General features: G+C 69.1%; 15 protein-coding genes and 3 pseudogenes. 8 read left to right on the top strand and 10 right to left on the bottom strand.

The window, feature by feature from the left end; genetic code table 11:
• Nucleotides 1-229: 229 nt before the first annotated feature.
• The gene (locus ABZT06_RS41320; protein ID WP_355752992.1) at nucleotides 230-895 is read right to left on the bottom strand and encodes a response regulator transcription factor; all 666 of its coding nucleotides are present in this window, start codon (nucleotides 893-895) and stop codon (nucleotides 230-232) included.
• Nucleotides 892-1842 carry a sensor histidine kinase gene (locus tag ABZT06_RS41315; protein ID WP_355752990.1) on the bottom strand — a complete coding sequence of 317 codons (951 nt, stop codon included), beginning with the start codon at nucleotides 1840-1842 and terminating at the stop codon, nucleotides 892-894. The genes ABZT06_RS41320 and ABZT06_RS41315 overlap by 4 nt, the downstream gene beginning before the upstream one ends.
• 330 nt (nucleotides 1843-2172) lie before the next feature.
• Between ABZT06_RS41315 and ABZT06_RS41310 the strand changes: the two genes are divergently transcribed.
• The 6 genes and pseudogenes from ABZT06_RS41310 (at nucleotide 2173) to ABZT06_RS41285 (ending at nucleotide 5768) form a co-directional block, all read left to right on the top strand.
• The gene (locus ABZT06_RS41310; protein ID WP_355752988.1) at nucleotides 2173-2544 is read left to right on the top strand and encodes a TraR/DksA C4-type zinc finger protein; all 372 of its coding nucleotides are present in this window, start codon (nucleotides 2173-2175) and stop codon (nucleotides 2542-2544) included.
• Between the two features lies 1 nt (nucleotide 2545).
• A complete protein-coding gene (locus ABZT06_RS41305) occupies nucleotides 2546-2920 on the top strand; it encodes a TraR/DksA C4-type zinc finger protein (RefSeq protein ID WP_355752986.1) in 375 nt (124 codons plus the stop codon).
• Nucleotides 2917-3726 carry a hypothetical protein gene (locus tag ABZT06_RS41300; RefSeq protein WP_355752984.1) on the top strand — a complete coding sequence of 270 codons (810 nt, stop codon included), beginning with the start codon at nucleotides 2917-2919 and terminating at the stop codon, nucleotides 3724-3726. The genes ABZT06_RS41305 and ABZT06_RS41300 overlap by 4 nt, the downstream gene beginning before the upstream one ends.
• Nucleotides 3727-3785: 59 nt before the next feature.
• Nucleotides 3786-4406 (top strand): hypothetical protein, encoded by a 621-nt coding sequence (locus ABZT06_RS41295; RefSeq protein ID WP_355752982.1) that lies wholly within the window; start codon nucleotides 3786-3788, stop codon nucleotides 4404-4406.
• A gap of 373 nt (nucleotides 4407-4779) precedes the next feature.
• Nucleotides 4780-4974 (top strand): annotated as a pseudogene (locus ABZT06_RS41290) (amino acid deaminase/aldolase); the annotation flags it as partial.
• Nucleotides 4975-4997: 23 nt separating this feature from the next.
• Nucleotides 4998-5768: an SDR family oxidoreductase gene (locus tag ABZT06_RS41285; protein ID WP_355752980.1), complete on the top strand. Its 771-nt coding sequence runs from the start codon at nucleotides 4998-5000 to the stop codon at nucleotides 5766-5768.
• Nucleotides 5769-5948: 180 nt separating this feature from the next.
• On the opposite strand, the pseudogene ABZT06_RS41280 reads toward ABZT06_RS41285, so the two are convergent.
• The 3 genes and pseudogenes from ABZT06_RS41280 to ABZT06_RS41270 all read right to left on the bottom strand — a co-directional run.
• Nucleotides 5949-6059, bottom strand: a pseudogene (locus ABZT06_RS41280) (low specificity L-threonine aldolase); the annotation flags it as partial.
• A 4-nt stretch (nucleotides 6060-6063) separates the two neighbouring features.
• Nucleotides 6064-6975, bottom strand: a pseudogene (locus ABZT06_RS41275) (PHP domain-containing protein); the annotation flags it as partial.
• Between the two features lie 188 nt (nucleotides 6976-7163).
• The gene (locus ABZT06_RS41270) at nucleotides 7164-8084 is read right to left on the bottom strand and encodes a haloalkane dehalogenase (RefSeq protein ID WP_355752978.1); all 921 of its coding nucleotides are present in this window, start codon (nucleotides 8082-8084) and stop codon (nucleotides 7164-7166) included.
• Nucleotides 8085-8452: 368 nt separating this feature from the next.
• Between ABZT06_RS41270 and ABZT06_RS41265 the strand changes: the two genes are divergently transcribed.
• Nucleotides 8453-9439: a WYL domain-containing protein gene (locus ABZT06_RS41265; protein WP_355752976.1), complete on the top strand. Its 987-nt coding sequence runs from the start codon at nucleotides 8453-8455 to the stop codon at nucleotides 9437-9439.
• Nucleotides 9440-9636: 197 nt separating this feature from the next.
• Nucleotides 9637-10434 carry an SGNH/GDSL hydrolase family protein gene (locus tag ABZT06_RS41260; RefSeq protein WP_355752974.1) on the top strand — a complete coding sequence of 266 codons (798 nt, stop codon included), beginning with the start codon at nucleotides 9637-9639 and terminating at the stop codon, nucleotides 10432-10434.
• Between the two features lie 116 nt (nucleotides 10435-10550).
• Here ABZT06_RS41260 and ABZT06_RS41255 read toward each other — a convergent pair whose 3' ends face one another.
• From ABZT06_RS41255 to ABZT06_RS41235, 5 genes are all read right to left on the bottom strand, one after another.
• Nucleotides 10551-11441, bottom strand: a complete 891-nt coding sequence (locus tag ABZT06_RS41255; RefSeq protein WP_355752972.1) for an MBL fold metallo-hydrolase — start codon at nucleotides 11439-11441, stop codon at nucleotides 10551-10553.
• A 300-nt stretch (nucleotides 11442-11741) separates the two neighbouring features.
• Nucleotides 11742-12692: a hypothetical protein gene (locus ABZT06_RS41250; RefSeq protein WP_355752970.1), complete on the bottom strand. Its 951-nt coding sequence runs from the start codon at nucleotides 12690-12692 to the stop codon at nucleotides 11742-11744.
• On the bottom strand, nucleotides 12689-13378 hold the full coding sequence (locus ABZT06_RS41245) for an RNA polymerase sigma factor (protein WP_355752968.1): 690 nt from the start codon (nucleotides 13376-13378) through the stop codon (nucleotides 12689-12691). Before ABZT06_RS41245 ends, ABZT06_RS41250 begins: the two co-directional genes overlap by 4 nt.
• A gap of 258 nt (nucleotides 13379-13636) precedes the next feature.
• The gene (locus ABZT06_RS41240) at nucleotides 13637-14617 is read right to left on the bottom strand and encodes a helix-turn-helix domain-containing protein (RefSeq protein WP_355752967.1); all 981 of its coding nucleotides are present in this window, start codon (nucleotides 14615-14617) and stop codon (nucleotides 13637-13639) included.
• A gap of 196 nt (nucleotides 14618-14813) precedes the next feature.
• The coding region (locus tag ABZT06_RS41235; RefSeq protein ID WP_355752965.1) for an SDR family oxidoreductase at nucleotides 14814-15089 on the bottom strand (276 nt) is incomplete at its 5' end.

Here is a 15089-nt window from a genome sequence, read left to right as displayed (position 1 = left end):
ACACGGGGATGCTCACTGCCCAGGGCAGACGAGCCGAGCAGGGTGGCCAGAAGGGCGAGCAGTACGGCCCACACCGCGGCCGAGCCAGATCCACGCGTGCGCGCAACGGTGAGTGCGAAGCGGGCCATCCCCTCTCCCTTCCTATTATTGGCGGCCCGCCGACGGCAGTCCGGAGCCTCGAGGCCCGGGCCGGGGAGTACGCAGCCGGAACCCTGAGGAGTCAGCAGGCTCAGGCTTCGATGAGGCCGGCGCGGATCGCGTAGCGGGTGAGTTCCAGCCGGTCCCGCAGGCCGAGTTTGTGCAGCAGGTTCTCCCGATGCCGGTGGACGGTCTTGATGCTGATGAAGAGCATCTCGGCGATCTCCTTGGACGAGTGCCCCTCGGCCACGAGTTTGAGGACCTCCTCCTCGCGCGCGGTCAGCACCTGCTCGGGCGGCTCCTCCCCGTTGCGGACCCGGTCGAGATAGTTGCGGATGAGCGCCGTGACCGCGCCCGGATACAGGAACGGCTCATCCCGCATGGCGGCCCGGCACGCTGCCACCAGGTCGCGGTCGGCCACGGACTTCAGCACATAGCCGCTGGCACCGGCCTTCAGCGCCTGGAAGAAGTACTGCTCGTTGTCGTGCATCGTCAGCATCAGCACCCGCACGCCGGGCTTGAGCGCGAGCAGTTCCCGGGTGGCCTGCAGGCCGGTCATCCGGGGCATGGCGATGTCCATCACCACCAGGTCCACCTCATGGGTGCGGGCCAGCTCAATGGCCTCCGCGCCGTCCCCGGCCTCGGCAATGACCTCCAGGTCCGGCTCCCGGTCGAGGATGAGCCGCACCCCGCGACGCACCAGCGCGTGGTCGTCGGCGAGGAGGATGCGGATCACGGATGTGTGGAGCGTGGTCATGGCTGCTTCCTGAGGGGCGCGGTGAGTCGGACCGTCGTACCGGCCTGCGGCTGGGAGGTGACATCCAGAGTGGCCCCGATCAGCAGGGCCCGCTCGCGCATTCCGCGCATTCCCGCTCCTTCGCGGGCGGCCCCGATGCCGCGGCCGTCATCGACGACGGCCAGCACCATCGCCTCGCCGGTGTGATGCAGGCTCACCTCGACCTGGCCGGCCTCGGCATGACGGGCCGCGTTGGTCAGGGCTTCCTGGGCGACGCGGTACAGCACCAGTTCCGTCTGCTGGTCCAGCGCGGGCAGGCCGGTCTCGAAGCGGCGCACCACGCGCAGCCCTACGTGGGTGGCGAACTCGCTGGTCAGCGAGGTCAGGGCGCTGACCAGACCGAGGTCCTCCAGTACGCCCGGCCGCAGCCGGCGCACCAGACGCCGTACCTCATCCAGGCTCCCCCGGGTGATCTCCTGCACCTGCCGCAGCTCACCGCGCAGGGGCTCGTCCGCCTCGTCGGCGGCCCGCTCCAGCGCCAGCAGGATCGCGGTCATGCTCTGGCCCACCTCGTCGTGCAGTTCCTGGGCGATGCGGCGCCGCTCGGCTTCCTGCGCGAACAGAGCGCGGGCGCTGCTGGACGCCCGTTCGTGTTCAAGGCGCTCGAGCATGGCGTTGAAGGTACGGATCAGTTCGGCGGTCTCACCCCGGCCGCGTTCCGGCAGCCGTTGCCCGGGGCGCAGCAGATCGACGGTGGCCATCAGCCGCGTAAGGCGGTCGAGCGGTGCCAGACCGATCCGCAGCAGAGCGGCGTTGGCAACCAGCATCACCACCAGTTCGCCCACGAGGATGACCGCCTCGGTCAATACCACCGGCACGGAGACGGTCACCGGAGCCCACAGCAGCAGCGCGGTGGCGCTTCCCAGCACGACCGCGTTGAGCGCGAAGATCCGCCAGAACAGGGACACCGGAATGACGCCTTTCTCCGTGTGACACGGCTTTGTCTCTACTGTCGGTCACCGCACACTCCGAGCATGAGCTGCGTCCACTGGTCCTGACCGGCCTGTTGTCCAGGCTGCCCGCTGCCGGCTTCGCCGTCGATGGGCTCCAATGCCCATTTCCCGCTCCTGACCTCCCCACCCCGAGATGGGCCTTGCGCCATGCCACAGATGGGTATCGCGCCCGATGGGCTTTGTGCGGCATCGCGGCCACGGTAGAGGCATGGACCAGCCCCCGGTCCTGGCCCCGGCTACCCAGCCCATGCGCACCCCACCTCGCGTGGGACAGAAGGAATCGTCATGTCACTCGATACATCCCAGACCGAAACCCGCCGTGAACGGCTGACGGCGCACGAGGCCCTCCAGCGCCTCGAACACGAACGGGCCTCCCGCCTCACCCAACTGCGGGCCATCGACGAGGCCCGGGCTGACGCGGAGGAACAGGTGATGTCCACGCAGAAAGACACCATCCAGCGAGTCCTCGCCGAGGTCGAGGCCGCGTTCGCCCGCGTCCAGGACGGCAGCTACGGCATCTGCCGCAGCTGCACCAGGCCGATCCCGGTCGAACGCCTGGAGATCCTGCCGTACACCGCGCTCTGCGTCCCCTGCCAGCGCAATTCCGCCTCTCAGCCACTCTTCCAACCTCCCTCTCCCACCCTGCCCAGGGGGTGACTTGGTGAACGACCAGATCATCGACGACCGCACCAATGACCTGTCGATCGAGGACTTCGCCGCACTGCGCGAGAACCTGCACGAACAGCGCCTGTTCCGCCAGGAACAGCTGCACCAGCTCTCCACCGCCGCCACGACCCGCGCCGATGCATTCCGCGACCGGCAGGCCGCCTCCCAGATCGAGGTCCGCGTCAAACTCGCCGCCTCCGCCCGCATGGTTCTGGCCGACGTCGAAGCCGCCATCGAGCGGATGGACCAGGGCCGCTACGGCTCCTGCCACCTGTGCCGCAGCCCCATCTCCCGCGAGCGACTGATGATCGTGCCGCAGGCCCGCTACTGCGCCCGCTGCCAGCAGGTCAGGGAGGCCGACCGGTGACCATCGCCCCCAGCCCCGGTAGTCCCTTGGCCGCCCGGCACCGCTCGTGGCCCTGGTGCCGACAATGCACGGGTATCGCCCTCGATCTCGGCAGCGCCCGCACCCGAGTCTGGACGTCCGGGCGGCGCATGATCCTCGACGTGCCCACAGTGACCTTCCCGGGCACCGGTGCCGTGTATCCCATTCAGCGCGGGGCGATCGTCGACACCCCCGGGACGGCCCGGATGCTGGACCGGTTGCTCGGCCACCGCCTGCCGCGCTTCGGCCGCCCTCTGCTCATCCTGACCACCCCCGTCCTGGGCGGAGTCACTTACCGGGCCGAAGCCCGCACCGCAGTGGATGTCCTGCGCCCGCGGACCGTGCTGACCGTCCCCACCGCTCGCGCTGTGGCTATGGCCGCGGACGCCGACCTGACCCATCCCCTGCTGGTCGTCGACATCGGCGCCCACCTCACCGAGGTCACGCTCCTCGCCGACGGCGCGGTGACCGACGCCCGCCACACCGCCCTGGGCACCAGCGACCTGGACAGCCTCACCCCGCCCGCGCAGATCACCGACGCGGTTGTCGCCATGGTGACCGCCATGCTGGACCAGGACCACACCTCCCAGACGCTCGACGCCCTCCAACGGGGCACGCTCCTCGCCGGTGGGGGCGCGCTACGACCTGACATCACCTACGGCCTCACCGGCCAGCTGCACGCCCCCGTCCAGCCCGTCCCCTCTCCCCACACCGCCGCAGTCCGCGGCGCAGCGAGGCTCCTGCAAGCCGCCCACGCCCACCCCTCCACCCCCACGCAGCCTCGCTGACCCACGACCTCGGCAAGCGCCCAGCGATGCTGCCACGCTCATACGGAAGGAGAGACGCCGTGGCCCGCGCCACACCCCCGGCACACCCTCCCGAAGAACTTGCGCGCATCCTGCTGTGGCGATGGCGACGCAACCCCCTGCGCCGTCGCACCGATCTTGCTCAGGCGTGGATTGCCTTCGGTCTGTTCCTGGCCGTGCTGGCCGCCACCCCCGCCGCCATGTTCCTCATCGGCGACACCGCCTACCGCCACCACAAGGAGATCGCCCGGCACCAGGCCGCCACCCGGCACCTCATCCCCGCCGTACTGGTTCACGATGCCCCCCGCCATCCAGAGCCGGGATCGTACGAGGCGAAGAAGACCCTTTACCCGGCCACCATCCGCTTCACCGACCCCCACGGCCACACCCGCACCGCGAAGACAGACGTCGCACCCGCCCTGACTGCCGGCAGCACCGTCCACGTATGGGTGAACGCCGAAGGAAAGATCACCGACCCGCCCTTGACCACGGAACAGGTCCGCAACCGCACCATGGTCTATGCCGTGCTCGCCGCCCTGGCGGTCCCGCTCCTCGGCGCCGCCGCCTACGGCTACGCCCACCGTCGGCTGGAGCGGCACAACCTCGCCCAGTGGGACGCAGCCTGGGCCGATGTCGCCCCCCGGTGGACCACGTCTCGCTGACCCGCTGTCCGCCACCACGGTCTCCCGTCTGCTCGGTACGGGCTTGCTGGACGAACCGTTCGTCACAGCACCCCCGGTCCTCGCCCGGCCGTGCCGATCCCGCCCGCTCCGGACTGATCGTCGGACTCGAACTGCTGCTAAAACGACCGGCAACCATGGATCTGATTCCGACGTCCACTGGCACCGTGCTCCAATGCAGCCGGGAACGCGAGGCTGTGAACACATCAAGTTGACGGGGAGTTGTGCTCGTGCGAGCACTGCACGGGGCGGTTCGGCGCCCGCCCCGACCACCCGTCAACGGGTCACTCCCATGCGGCAATTCTTGTTTTCCTGCCCTGCTCCGCAGAAGTCCGGGTCCTCTCCTCCCAGCAGTGAAGGCGCTGGCGAGGTACAGACTCCAGCCCTCGGCAAACCCGCGCATACACTGCGCCTCGGTGACCACGTGTGGTTGAGGCACGCCAAGGCCGGTGAAATGTGCGAGCGCGTTGGCGAACTGCACCTGGTCCAAGGCGGCCGGTTTGTCGAAACCGTCCTCACCTGTCGCGGCGAGAGCCGCCGCTTCCTCTGACCCACGAAGAGAAGGTGAAGGACATGGGGAAGATCATCGGCAAGACAATTCTCATCGTAGGCGCCTCGTCCGGCATCGGAGCCGAGGTGGCACGCCAGCTCGCTCCGGGCGGCAACCGACTCGTGGTGGTGGCACGGCGAGCCGCGGAACTGGCCTCCGTGGCCGATGCCGTCCGTGCTGCCGGCGGCACCTGCCTGGACATCGCCGCCGATGCTCTCGACCCGCAGGCCGCTGCCGAGGTGGTGGCCTCCGCAGTCTCGACGTTCGGATCCGTCGACATCGCGTTGCTGAACGCCGGCCAAGGGCCGGACATGCCCATGGACGACGTCAGCACGGACGACGTTTCACGGATCATGGCGTTGAACTACGACGTTGTGGTCAACTATCTGATCCCCTTGATCAAACAGATGAAGAGGCAGCCCGACGGCGGCCTCATCGCGCACACCAACTCGCTGGCAGGGCTGATGGGCATCCCCCGGCAAGGCCCTTACTCGGCGGCCAAGGCAGCGACGCGCACCCTGATCGATGCCGCCCGCGTCGAACTGGCTCCGAAGGGCATACGGTTCACGACGATCCACCCCGGATTCGTGGCGACCGACCGCGTCGGCACCGACGGACTGCCCAAGCCATTCCAGATCAGCCCGGAAGTCGCGGCCCGGCGTGTGATACGTGCCCTGCAGAAGGAACCCGCCAACTCCTTCTTCCCCTGGTCCACCGCCACACTGGTCCGCGCGCTGCGCATCCTGCCCGCACCACTGTCATCCCTGGTACTGCGGGCCATGGCCTCCCGGTGAGATGAGCAGCCGCGGCTCAGGCAGCGAGCAGTCTCCTCAGGACCATCCCCACTCACTCGGGGACGGGCCGCCACGACTGCCCCGGTCGGCGGTCGGCGGTCGGCGGTCGGCGGTCGGCGGACCAATCTTGATCTTGCTCCGGCAAAGGACCGTTTGTGAGAGTCCGGCCCGAGGGTGGAGTCAGCTGGTGAGGCGGTGGACGGCCTCAAGGAGAGTGTCGACGTCGCGCTCGGTGGTGGAGAAGGAGGTGACGAAGCGGCAGACGCCCGGCTCCCAGCGGTCGTGGTAGAAGGGCGAAGACCTCCTCGTAGGACTCGATGCGCTCCGCAATCAGCAGGGTGTTGTCGCACGCCTCGGGCAGGTCGGCGAACAACTCCCGCATCTGGGCGGCGGTCTTGAGGTAGTAGCCGGTGCCGTTGAACCTGAACCGGTTCTGGTCGTCCTTGTTCTTGGCCACACCGATGCACAGCAGGTTGTCGTGGGCGTCCGCGTGCTCTTCGAGGACGTAGTGGGCATCGTTCGTCGCCAGCAGCGGGATACCCAGGTCCTTCGCCAGACGCAGCAGGTCGCTGCGGACGTTGCGCTCCAGGGCCAGGCCGTGGTCCATCAGCTCCAGGAAGTAGTTCTCCCTGCCGAGGATGTCCTGGTAGTAGGCCGCGACGTGTCGTGCCTCGTCGTACTGGCCCAGACGCAGCCGGGTCTGGATCGCACCGGAGGGGCACCCGGTCGTCCCGATGACGCCCTCCGCATGCTCCGCAATCAGCTCCATGTCCATTCGGGGCTTGCCGGCCGGGAACTGACCCGTGTAGCTGGCCTCGCTCGACAGGGAGAACAGGTTTCGCAGTCCCTGGGCGTTGTGGGCCCACATCGTCATGTGGGTGAAGCGGCCTGCGCCCGACACATCTCTGGAGCCGTCGGCGTCGTCCGACATGGCGCGCTGCCCGCCGGGCCCCCAAAACTCCTGTGCGCGGTTGCGGCGCCCGGACGGGGCGAGGTACGCCTCGATCCCGATGATCGGCTTGACGCCGTCGATGCCCTTGGCCACCTGCTGGAACTCGTACGCACCGAACATGTTGCCGTGGTCGCTCATCGCGATGGCGGGCATGCACTGCCGGGCGGCCTCTGCGAACATCGGCAGCATCCGCTGGGCACCGTCGAGCATCGAGTACTCGGTGTGATTGTGCAGGTGGACAAAGGAATCGGTCACCGGGAAGGCCCCTCCGAGGACCGCGGGGAAGAACTCACCGGTCACGAGAACCGGATCTTGAAGCGACCCCAAAGCAGAGCGCGCCCGGGGCGAACCCCGATCCCGGCAGGTGTGAGGCCGGTCGCCGCCATGCCCCCACACCACTCGCGTGGGCCGCTGGGTGTGGGGCGTGGCGTGCGGGTGGGCTGTCAGCCGAGGCTGAGGATGGCCTCGACCAGCAGGTCGGGCTGCTGCTCCTGCAGGAAGTGACCGGCGTCGGGAACCGTCACGTGCTTCTGCCCCTTCGCGCCCGGGACGCGGGCCTGGAAGATTCCCTCGAAGGGGCGCGAGATGTGATCGTGTTCGGCGAAGGCGGTCAGGAACGGCTTGTCGAAGGCTTCCAGCCCGGCCCAGGCACTGCGAAGCGTCGCCGCGAGCGGTTCCGGGGTCTGGAGCGTGACGAGGTGCGGGAACTGCCGTGCCCCGGCGAAGTACCGCTCGGAGGGGAAGGGCGCGTCGTAGGCGGCGGCCTCCTCCTCGGTCAGGACGTCACCGGTGGCACTCAGAGCGGCGGCGACCGCCCGCGAAGCGGTCAGGTCGGGCGCCTCGGACGTCTCCCGCCATTCCAGGAACGCGCTGAAGCCCTGCGCGAACTGCTCCTCGGTCAGTGAGGCCATGAAATCCGGGTCGGTCAGACCGGTGTTGGAGGCGACCACGGCCACGAACCGGTGGGGCGTGAGCCCGACGTGCACGTTGAAGATGTAACCGCCCCAGTCCTGGCCGAACAGGGTGATGTCCGTGAGGCCGAGCTGGTCCAGCCACTCACCGGTCCAGGCGATGTGGGCCTCGTAGGTGTAAGCGGCCCGGTCGACCGGCTTGTCCGAGCGGCCGAACCCGATCAGATCCGGGACCAGGACACGCCGGCCGGCTGCCACCAGTCCGGGGATCATCTTGCGGTACAGGTAGCCCCAGGATGGCTCACCGTGAGCGAGCACCACGACCGGACCGTCGGCCGGCCCCTCGTCGACGTAGTGCATCCGCAGACCCTCGCCTCCCGTGACGTAGTGCGGCTCGTACGGCCAGTCGGCGAGACCTTCGAAACGCTCGTCAGGGGTACGTTCGACATCCATGCCGGTCATGAGATCCTCCGAAGTTTGGTTCTGAAGCAGCTCTCATCGGCCGGCTCTCTTGTGCTGAGCCGCGTGCTGCTGCCCCATGAACGTACGACCAGATACATGACATGTGCCGTCATGTATATCTGGGACTTTTTCGGCACTCCCTCAGGAGAGGCAGCGCCGGCTATCGGGGCGACGTGTGCGGAGCCGAGCGTATGCGGCGGCTTTGAGGAGCAGGCCCGACGCGCAGGGTGGCCGCTCCGGTCCTCGCGGGAGCGGCGTTGGTGCAGCGGCCGCGGCTCGGTCGGGGTGGGTGGAGGTGCCGTGGAGCACACTCCGGATACATGACGGGCTTCGTCATGTATCCGGGTCATTCTTGAGATATGAAATCCGACCGATTGCTGTCGCTGCTGCTGTTGCTGCAGACCCACGGGCAGGTGCCCGCGACCGACTTGGCCGAGCGCCTGGAGGTATCGGTCCGGACCATCTTCCGCGATGTCGAGGCGCTGTCCGCGGCCGGTGTGCCTGTGTACGCCGAGCGAGGCTGCAACGGGGGCATCGCCTTGCTTCCCGGTTACCGCACCGATGTCACCGGCCTGACGGCCGACGAAGCCCGCGCGCTGTTCGTCCTGGTCACCGACCGGGCCCACGCCGACCTGGGGCTGGGCCAGGCGATCGGTTCGGCGCTGCGCAAGGTCATGGCTGCTGTTCCTGCGCCGTTTCGCGGTGACGCCGATCTCGCCAGCCGCCGCATCCTGATCGACCCGGTGCGCTGGCGTGGCAGCCCTCAGGAGCTCACCGTCGACCTCGGCGTGCTCCAGGCCGCGGTCTTCAATGACCGGCGGCTTCGGCTGCGCTACCGTCACGGCCGCGATGCCGAGGTCCGCTCCTACACCCTTGATCCGTATGGGCTGGTGAGCAAGGCGGGCATCTGGTATCTGATCGCCGATCACCGCGGAAAGCCCATGATGTTCCGGGTGGACCGGATGCTCTCGGCGACGGTCACCAAGGATCCCGTCCAGCGGCGCAGCGGGGTGGAGCTGGCCGAGCTGTGGGAGAACCTGCGTCATGGGGTCGACAACGTGCCCACACCGGTGAGCGTGACGGTGAAGGTCCAGCGCCCCATGCTGGCGAAATTCCTGGCTCTGCACAGTGCGGATCTCGCCGTCCCGCCGCCGCAGGAGCCGGCCGATGCCGAAAGCACCGATCCGGTGCAGCTGGAGGTGAGGTTCCGTTCGCTGGGCTCGGCTGAGCAGCTGCTCCTCTTCGGTCCCGCCGTCGAGGTCCTGGAGCCGGCTGAGCTGCGCGGAGTGCTGGTCCGCAGGGCGCAGGAGACCATCGCCCTGTACGAGGGCGCCCGAGCAGGCTGACAGCGGTCGCCGGGGCACTTTTGTCGGCGCGTTCGCCTCCGCCGTCGCATCAGGTGTCCTGACCTTCGCCGGGGCGCGGAAGGCCGTACACCTGCGGGGCGAACTCACGCGAGAGGTCTGCGCGGACGGCGCGTGGGGCATGGGCGCCGTTCCCGTGACTAGGCGCGCGACGATCAACCACCAAGGGGAAGAGCTCGATGAGGTCAGAACGCATCAGGCATATCGCCGCGCTGGGCAGCTCGTACGCGGCGGGGCCCGGCATTGAGCCGATCGCGGACCAAAGAGCGCACCGCTCGTCCCGGAACTATCCGCACCTGCTCGCCGAACAGCTCGGCGCCGTGCTCACGGATCTCACCGTGAGCGGAGCCACCACCGAGACGATCACCTCCACGCCCCAGCGGCTCATGTTCCACACGTTTGCACCCCAGTTGGACGACCTGCCGACGGATGCCGACCTGGTGACCATCACCGTCGGCGGCAACGACCTCCACTACATCGGCAGCATGGTCCGGCTGGGCCTGGCCGGCCGCTTCTCCTCCCGCCCCCTCACCCGCCCGCTGGGCGCGGTACTGAAGCGGCGCGGCGTGCCGCGACCGACGGAGGACGACATCGACCGGGCGGCGGCCGGTCTCGCCCGAGTCGTGCAGGAGGTCCGAGGCAGTGCCAACGGCGCGCGGGTGGTCCTGGTCGACTACCTCACGGTGATCGGACCCGACACCAGCTACGGCCGCGCAACGCCCTTTGACGAGGCGACGCTGGACGACTTCCGCCGCCTCGGCGGCCACGTCGCCGACGTCTTCACCCGCGCGGCAACCCGCTCCGGTGCGGAACTCGTCGCCATGGGACAGCGCAGCCGTGACCACGCCCTCGGATCCCCCCAGCCCTGGGTCACCGGTCTCCCCGAGCGTCTGAGCGGCTCAAGCCTCATGGGCGCCTTCCATCCCAACAGCGCCGGCATGCAGGCTGTGGCAGACGCCATCGCCGATCACCTGTAACGACCGCACAGGATGGTGCAGCCCTCTCTGGGACATGAGCTTCACCCGGTTGGCGGGAATGCCGAAGGGCCGGCTCCGCGCGCGTAGCCGGCCCTTCGCCGTGCGGCAGGGTGTGGCTACGAAGCTGAGCCGTTTCGCTGCATCGCCGCGTGCGCCGAGACCAGCAGGCTCCAGTCGTTGGCATGGTGCGGGTACTTTGCCTTCATCGTGCCGAAGAGCTCACCGGTGTCCGTGGCGACCTCGGATGCGGCGGCGAAGTCGTGGATGAACGACCGGGTCTGACTGATCATGGCCGCGACGTCGTGGTCGTCGCCGTCCGGGCGACGGTGCCCGGCCACGACCATGCGCGGCGCGAGGTCCTCGATGACCTGGAGCGTGTCGAGCCAGTCCTTCCACTCGTCGGGCGTCGAGAGCGCGAGCATCGGGAAGACCTCGTTGTAGATGGCGTCCCCCGCGACGACGACGTCGATCGCCGGGACGTGGACGATGCTCGTGGGGTGGATGTCGGCCTGCTTGACCGGGATGACGTCGACCGGAGAGCCGTCGACGTACAGGGTCGTGCCTTCCAGCGCTTCGGGCATCAGCCCGTGCGGCACGGCCTTGTCGCCGAACATCAGCTTCCACTGCGCCGCCTGGGCGTCCCAGGTGGTGCGCATCGATTCCAGGATGTGCGGCAGCGTGACCGCCTTCGCGCCGGGGAAACGCTCCAGGAGCGGGCCGATGCCGAGGTAGTGGTCGGCGTGGTCGTGCGTGACGTAGATGGTGGTCAGGCGCTTGCCGGTCCGCTCGATGAGATCACCCAGCTCCTGCACCTCCGCCTTGAGGTGCAGGGCGTCGATCAGGACGATCTCGGTGGGGCCGCTGATCAGCGTCGCGGTCGTCGGCGAGAACGTGCCGGGCGGAACCTCGGCGCTCTCCTGGGCGGGGATCGCCGGCCAGTGACCGACGAACACGGTCGCCCTCAGGGGTACGTCGTTCGAAGCAGGCGAGCGCGGGGTGGAGTCCACGGTGAAACCTCCGGTTGCGGGGTAAATGGCTGCGGCCGAACCTGCTCGGCGCCGAATCCCCACGGTAGGAACGTTGCCGTGCCCACCTGTAGAACAACGGTGCCTGGTCCGCGGTACGCACGCGCCGCGACACGCTCCACCCAGGCGCCGGTGAGAGTTGTGCGCGGCGACCTCGATGCCAACGTCCTGGACGTACGCCGACGGCGCCCCGCGGGCCCAGCCGTACGCGGATGCCCTAGCTAGCGGTAAGGATGGGTGGGGGATGACTCCCCCACCCATCCACCCCCACCCCTCCCCAGGTCAGCCGAGCTTGTCCGTGAAGCCCGTCGACAGGAACGTCTGGTGGGTGACCTTGCCCTTGCTGGGCCCGGCAGTCCACGTGAAGGTGTACTCCAGGATCGCGCTGGTCTTGGGGTCGACGATCACCTGGCCGAGGCTCTTGGCCTCCGCGAACTCAACTGCCGTACCACCGCGCCCCGTACTGTCCTTGACCTGGCCGAGCAGCTTGACGCCCTTCAGGCCGCCCATCGCCTTGAAGACCCCGGCCCGCAGCTTCGGGCTCGCCGGGGAGTCGGTGAGCAGGGTGACCGCCTGGTCGAAGGGCGAGATGCTCTTGGGCCGCGGCGGGGACTGCAGCAGGTCGAGCAACTTGCCCGAATCCATGGTCAGCTGCTCCAGCCCCTTCCAGTCGAGGTCCTTCGGCCCGACCTGCCAGCCGGGCCGTAGACCCTTCTTGTAGACCTTCCCGTTGTTGACGACGTAGTAGTTCATGGACTGCGAGATGTACGTGGTCCCGACCGTTGTCCGCGTCTTCCAGTACTTCCCCGAGGAAGCCGACTGGCTGGCGGCCACCGTGGAGATGTCGTCCAGGAAGACGGTCGCGGTGTTCGCGCGGGCCTCGCTGTGCGTGCCCGTGCCCGCCGAGGTCGTGCCGTTGTTCGCGTACGTCACCACGCCGGTCGCCACCGCGGCCGTGGTCAGCAGCCCGATCAGGGCCCGTCGACGCCCGAACTGCCGCCCGAGCAGCCGCCGTTGTGGTATCGCGACGACAACGCCGGTAACCCCCTTGGCGGTTACGGCCGCCCCCTCCGTGGCCACGGCCGCCTCGACCTCGGCCAGCATCCTGGCCAACGCCCGTTCCGACAGCGGCTCGACGTGACCCGCCGCCGCCAGGTCATCGGCGCCGGGGAAGTCCAGCAGTGCGCCTCGCTCGTTCATACCGTTCGCCTCCGTGTCGTCGTACGTGGTCATGCGAGGTCTCCCGTCGCGGTCAGGTTCCGTCCCGCAGGGCGGGGCAGCGTGAGGCGGTCGCGCAGTCGGCCGCGGGCCCGGTGCAGCCGCGAACGGGCGGTCCCCGCCGGGATCCCCACGACAGCGGCGGCCTCGCTCGGACTGAGCTGCTCCCAGCTGATGAGAAGCAGCAACTCTCTTTCCTCTACCGGGAGTTCGGCGAGCGCCCGGCGTAGCGCGGGGGCCATCGCGGCGGCGTCCAGCCGCTGGTCCACCACCTGCCAGGGGTCGGTGACATCCGGCCCCGGCGCGGGCTCCTGCTGCCGTCCCGCCCGCCGCAGCTGCTGGTTGAGCACGTTGTGGGCCACCCCGAACAGCCAGCCCCGTGCCGAACCGCGCGCCGGGTCGAACGTGCGGCGGGCGGCGAACGCCTGCAGCCAGGTCTCGGCGAGCAGATCCTCGGACGCGGCGGGCATCCGCCGAGCGAAGTAGCCGTGCAGGGCGGAGGAGTGGGTCTTCACGAGGTGGGTGAAGGCCGCCGAGTCACCGTGCGCCGACCGCGTCAACTGGGCTTCGCTGTCGCCGTGTTCGTCACCGGCACCGCTCGGCCCACTGTCGCCGTGATGGTCACTGGCGGCGCCGTGATGGTCGCCGGCGCGCTGGCGGCGCCCGCCGCGGCGCCGGTTTCCCGGTTCATCCGGTTTCACCGAGTCTCCGTTTCCGACCGCCGGACGACGGTCTCACCCTGTACTTGTCATCGGACCCCGGATGCGTTCGGGAGTGCCGGACACAGGAACCGTGCCACCGTCGAGCCGGCGCCCGCCGACCCCGTGACGATCGCCGTGGCGAGCCGGGCGCCCGCCGCGCCGCCGATGGTCACGAGCATCCGCGAGGAGGTCGACCCGCTCGGTCGAACAGTTCCATCCCGTCCCATGAAAGCGCCGACCTTCGACTCATCACGTGGCTTACGCCCCGGGGGTCAGTTCTGTCACCGCGTAGGCGTCGCGATAGTCACCCGGAGACATCGAGAACTCGCGCCGGAACTGTCGGCTGAAGTGGCTGGCGTCGCAGAACCCCCACCGAACGGCGATCCGCGCGATGGGCAACGACGTGTTGACCAGATCGGATCGAGCGGCGGCGAGACGATGCCTGCGCGCCACCGACCGCACCGTCTCACCGCTCTCGGCGAAGGCTCGTTGTACCGTACGGACGGCGACGTTGTGGGTCGCGGCCAGCTCGCTGACGCCGATCGCCCCCTGGGGCAGGCGCTCGATGATGGAGGCCTCGATGCGTGTGCGCAGGAACGAGAGCCCACTGGTCTCGCCGACGGGCGGCGGCTGGGCCGACCGCAGCAGGCCGGTCACCAGCACCAGCAGGGCGTTGCGCGCCGTTTCGATCTCGAGCGGTGACATGCTGCCCAGGTACTGATCGATGCCGGCGGCGTAGTCGTGGAGCAGGGTGGACAGGGCGTTGTCGCGAGCCTCGAAGACGACGGACTGCGGAGACCCATGTCCGGTGTCGAAAGGGGCGAGTGCCGTCATCGGAATGCGGATGGCCCGCTTCACGAGCGTCCCCGGCACTACGACCCTGCCCGGCCGGCCGGTGTGGATGAGGGCGAGGCTGCCCGGCTGCAGGACGAGCGCATCGTGGGACGTCTCGATGATCTGGCGCCCCTCGGACACGGTGACCAGGATGACTGAGTCGGCCTCGGCGTCGGCCATCTCACGGGTGCGGACGCCCTCGAAGTCGGGGGTGCTCCAGTCGTCGATGACGAGGTCGCCGAGCGCCCGGGTGCGCACGGCCGCCCTGAGGCCGTGTCGACCCGTTGGTCGAAGGGCGACGGCGGCGAAAGCGTTCTCGGCCATCTGCCATGCCTGCGCGGCCTCGTCGGCGCTCGAAGTGACGTCGAGGTCGAGGTCGAAGGAGGGATCGGCGACGACTGTCATTGACTGCTCCTGACCGGTGGAAGGGGATGAGCGGCCGCGCTGCGACGGAAACTGCGGGTCACAGGCGCGCGGGGGCCCCGGCAGGGGCGCCCCGGCGTACTGGTGGGACCCGACATCTCCCGATCAGGCATGCCTTCGAAGAACCGACTCGGCACGAGCCGCGCGGTCGCACAACCCGCCGCCGACTGCGGTGTTGTCAGGCGGCCTTGAGGGTGCCGCCGTCGATGACGTGGTCGGCGCCATGGATGTTGGAGGCGCGGTCGGACAGCAGGAAGGCGACCAGGTCCGCCACCTCCTCGGGTTGGGTCAGGCGCCCCGAGGCGATGCCGACCTGCCCGGGCAGCCCTGCGAGCAGGTCGCTGTGGCCGACCCCGTGCGCGGCGGCGACCTTGCCGCCGTAACCGTCCGGGTCGGTCCACAGCCGGCTGGCCACGGTGCCCGGGGAGACGGTGTTCACGCGGACACCGCGCGG

It is taken from the genome of Streptomyces sp. NPDC005483 (genome assembly GCF_040606035.1).
Lineage (GTDB): Bacteria > Actinomycetota > Actinomycetes > Streptomycetales > Streptomycetaceae > Streptomyces.
Note: the sequence above shows the minus strand (reverse complement) of the source record. Positions and strands in the feature narration are given on the sequence as shown.

Bases quoted from the DNA above. Each gene is read 5' to 3' on its own strand.
- ABZT06_RS41310 (WP_355752988.1), top strand. From the start codon at position 2,173: ATGTCACTCGATACATCCCAGACCGAAACCCGCCGTGAACGGCTGACG.
- ABZT06_RS41240 (WP_355752967.1), bottom strand. From the start codon at position 14,617: ATGACAGTCGTCGCCGATCCCTCCTTCGACCTCGACCTCGACGTCACT.
- ABZT06_RS41260 (WP_355752974.1), top strand. From the start codon at position 9,637: ATGAGGTCAGAACGCATCAGGCATATCGCCGCGCTGGGCAGCTCGTAC.
- ABZT06_RS41285 (WP_355752980.1), top strand. From the start codon at position 4,998: ATGGGGAAGATCATCGGCAAGACAATTCTCATCGTAGGCGCCTCGTCC.
- ABZT06_RS41270 (WP_355752978.1), bottom strand. From the start codon at position 8,084: ATGGATGTCGAACGTACCCCTGACGAGCGTTTCGAAGGTCTCGCCGAC.
- ABZT06_RS41250 (WP_355752970.1), bottom strand. From the start codon at position 12,692: ATGACCACGTACGACGACACGGAGGCGAACGGTATGAACGAGCGAGGC.
- ABZT06_RS41265 (WP_355752976.1), top strand. From the start codon at position 8,453: ATGAAATCCGACCGATTGCTGTCGCTGCTGCTGTTGCTGCAGACCCAC.
- ABZT06_RS41320 (WP_355752992.1), bottom strand. From the start codon at position 895: ATGACCACGCTCCACACATCCGTGATCCGCATCCTCCTCGCCGACGAC.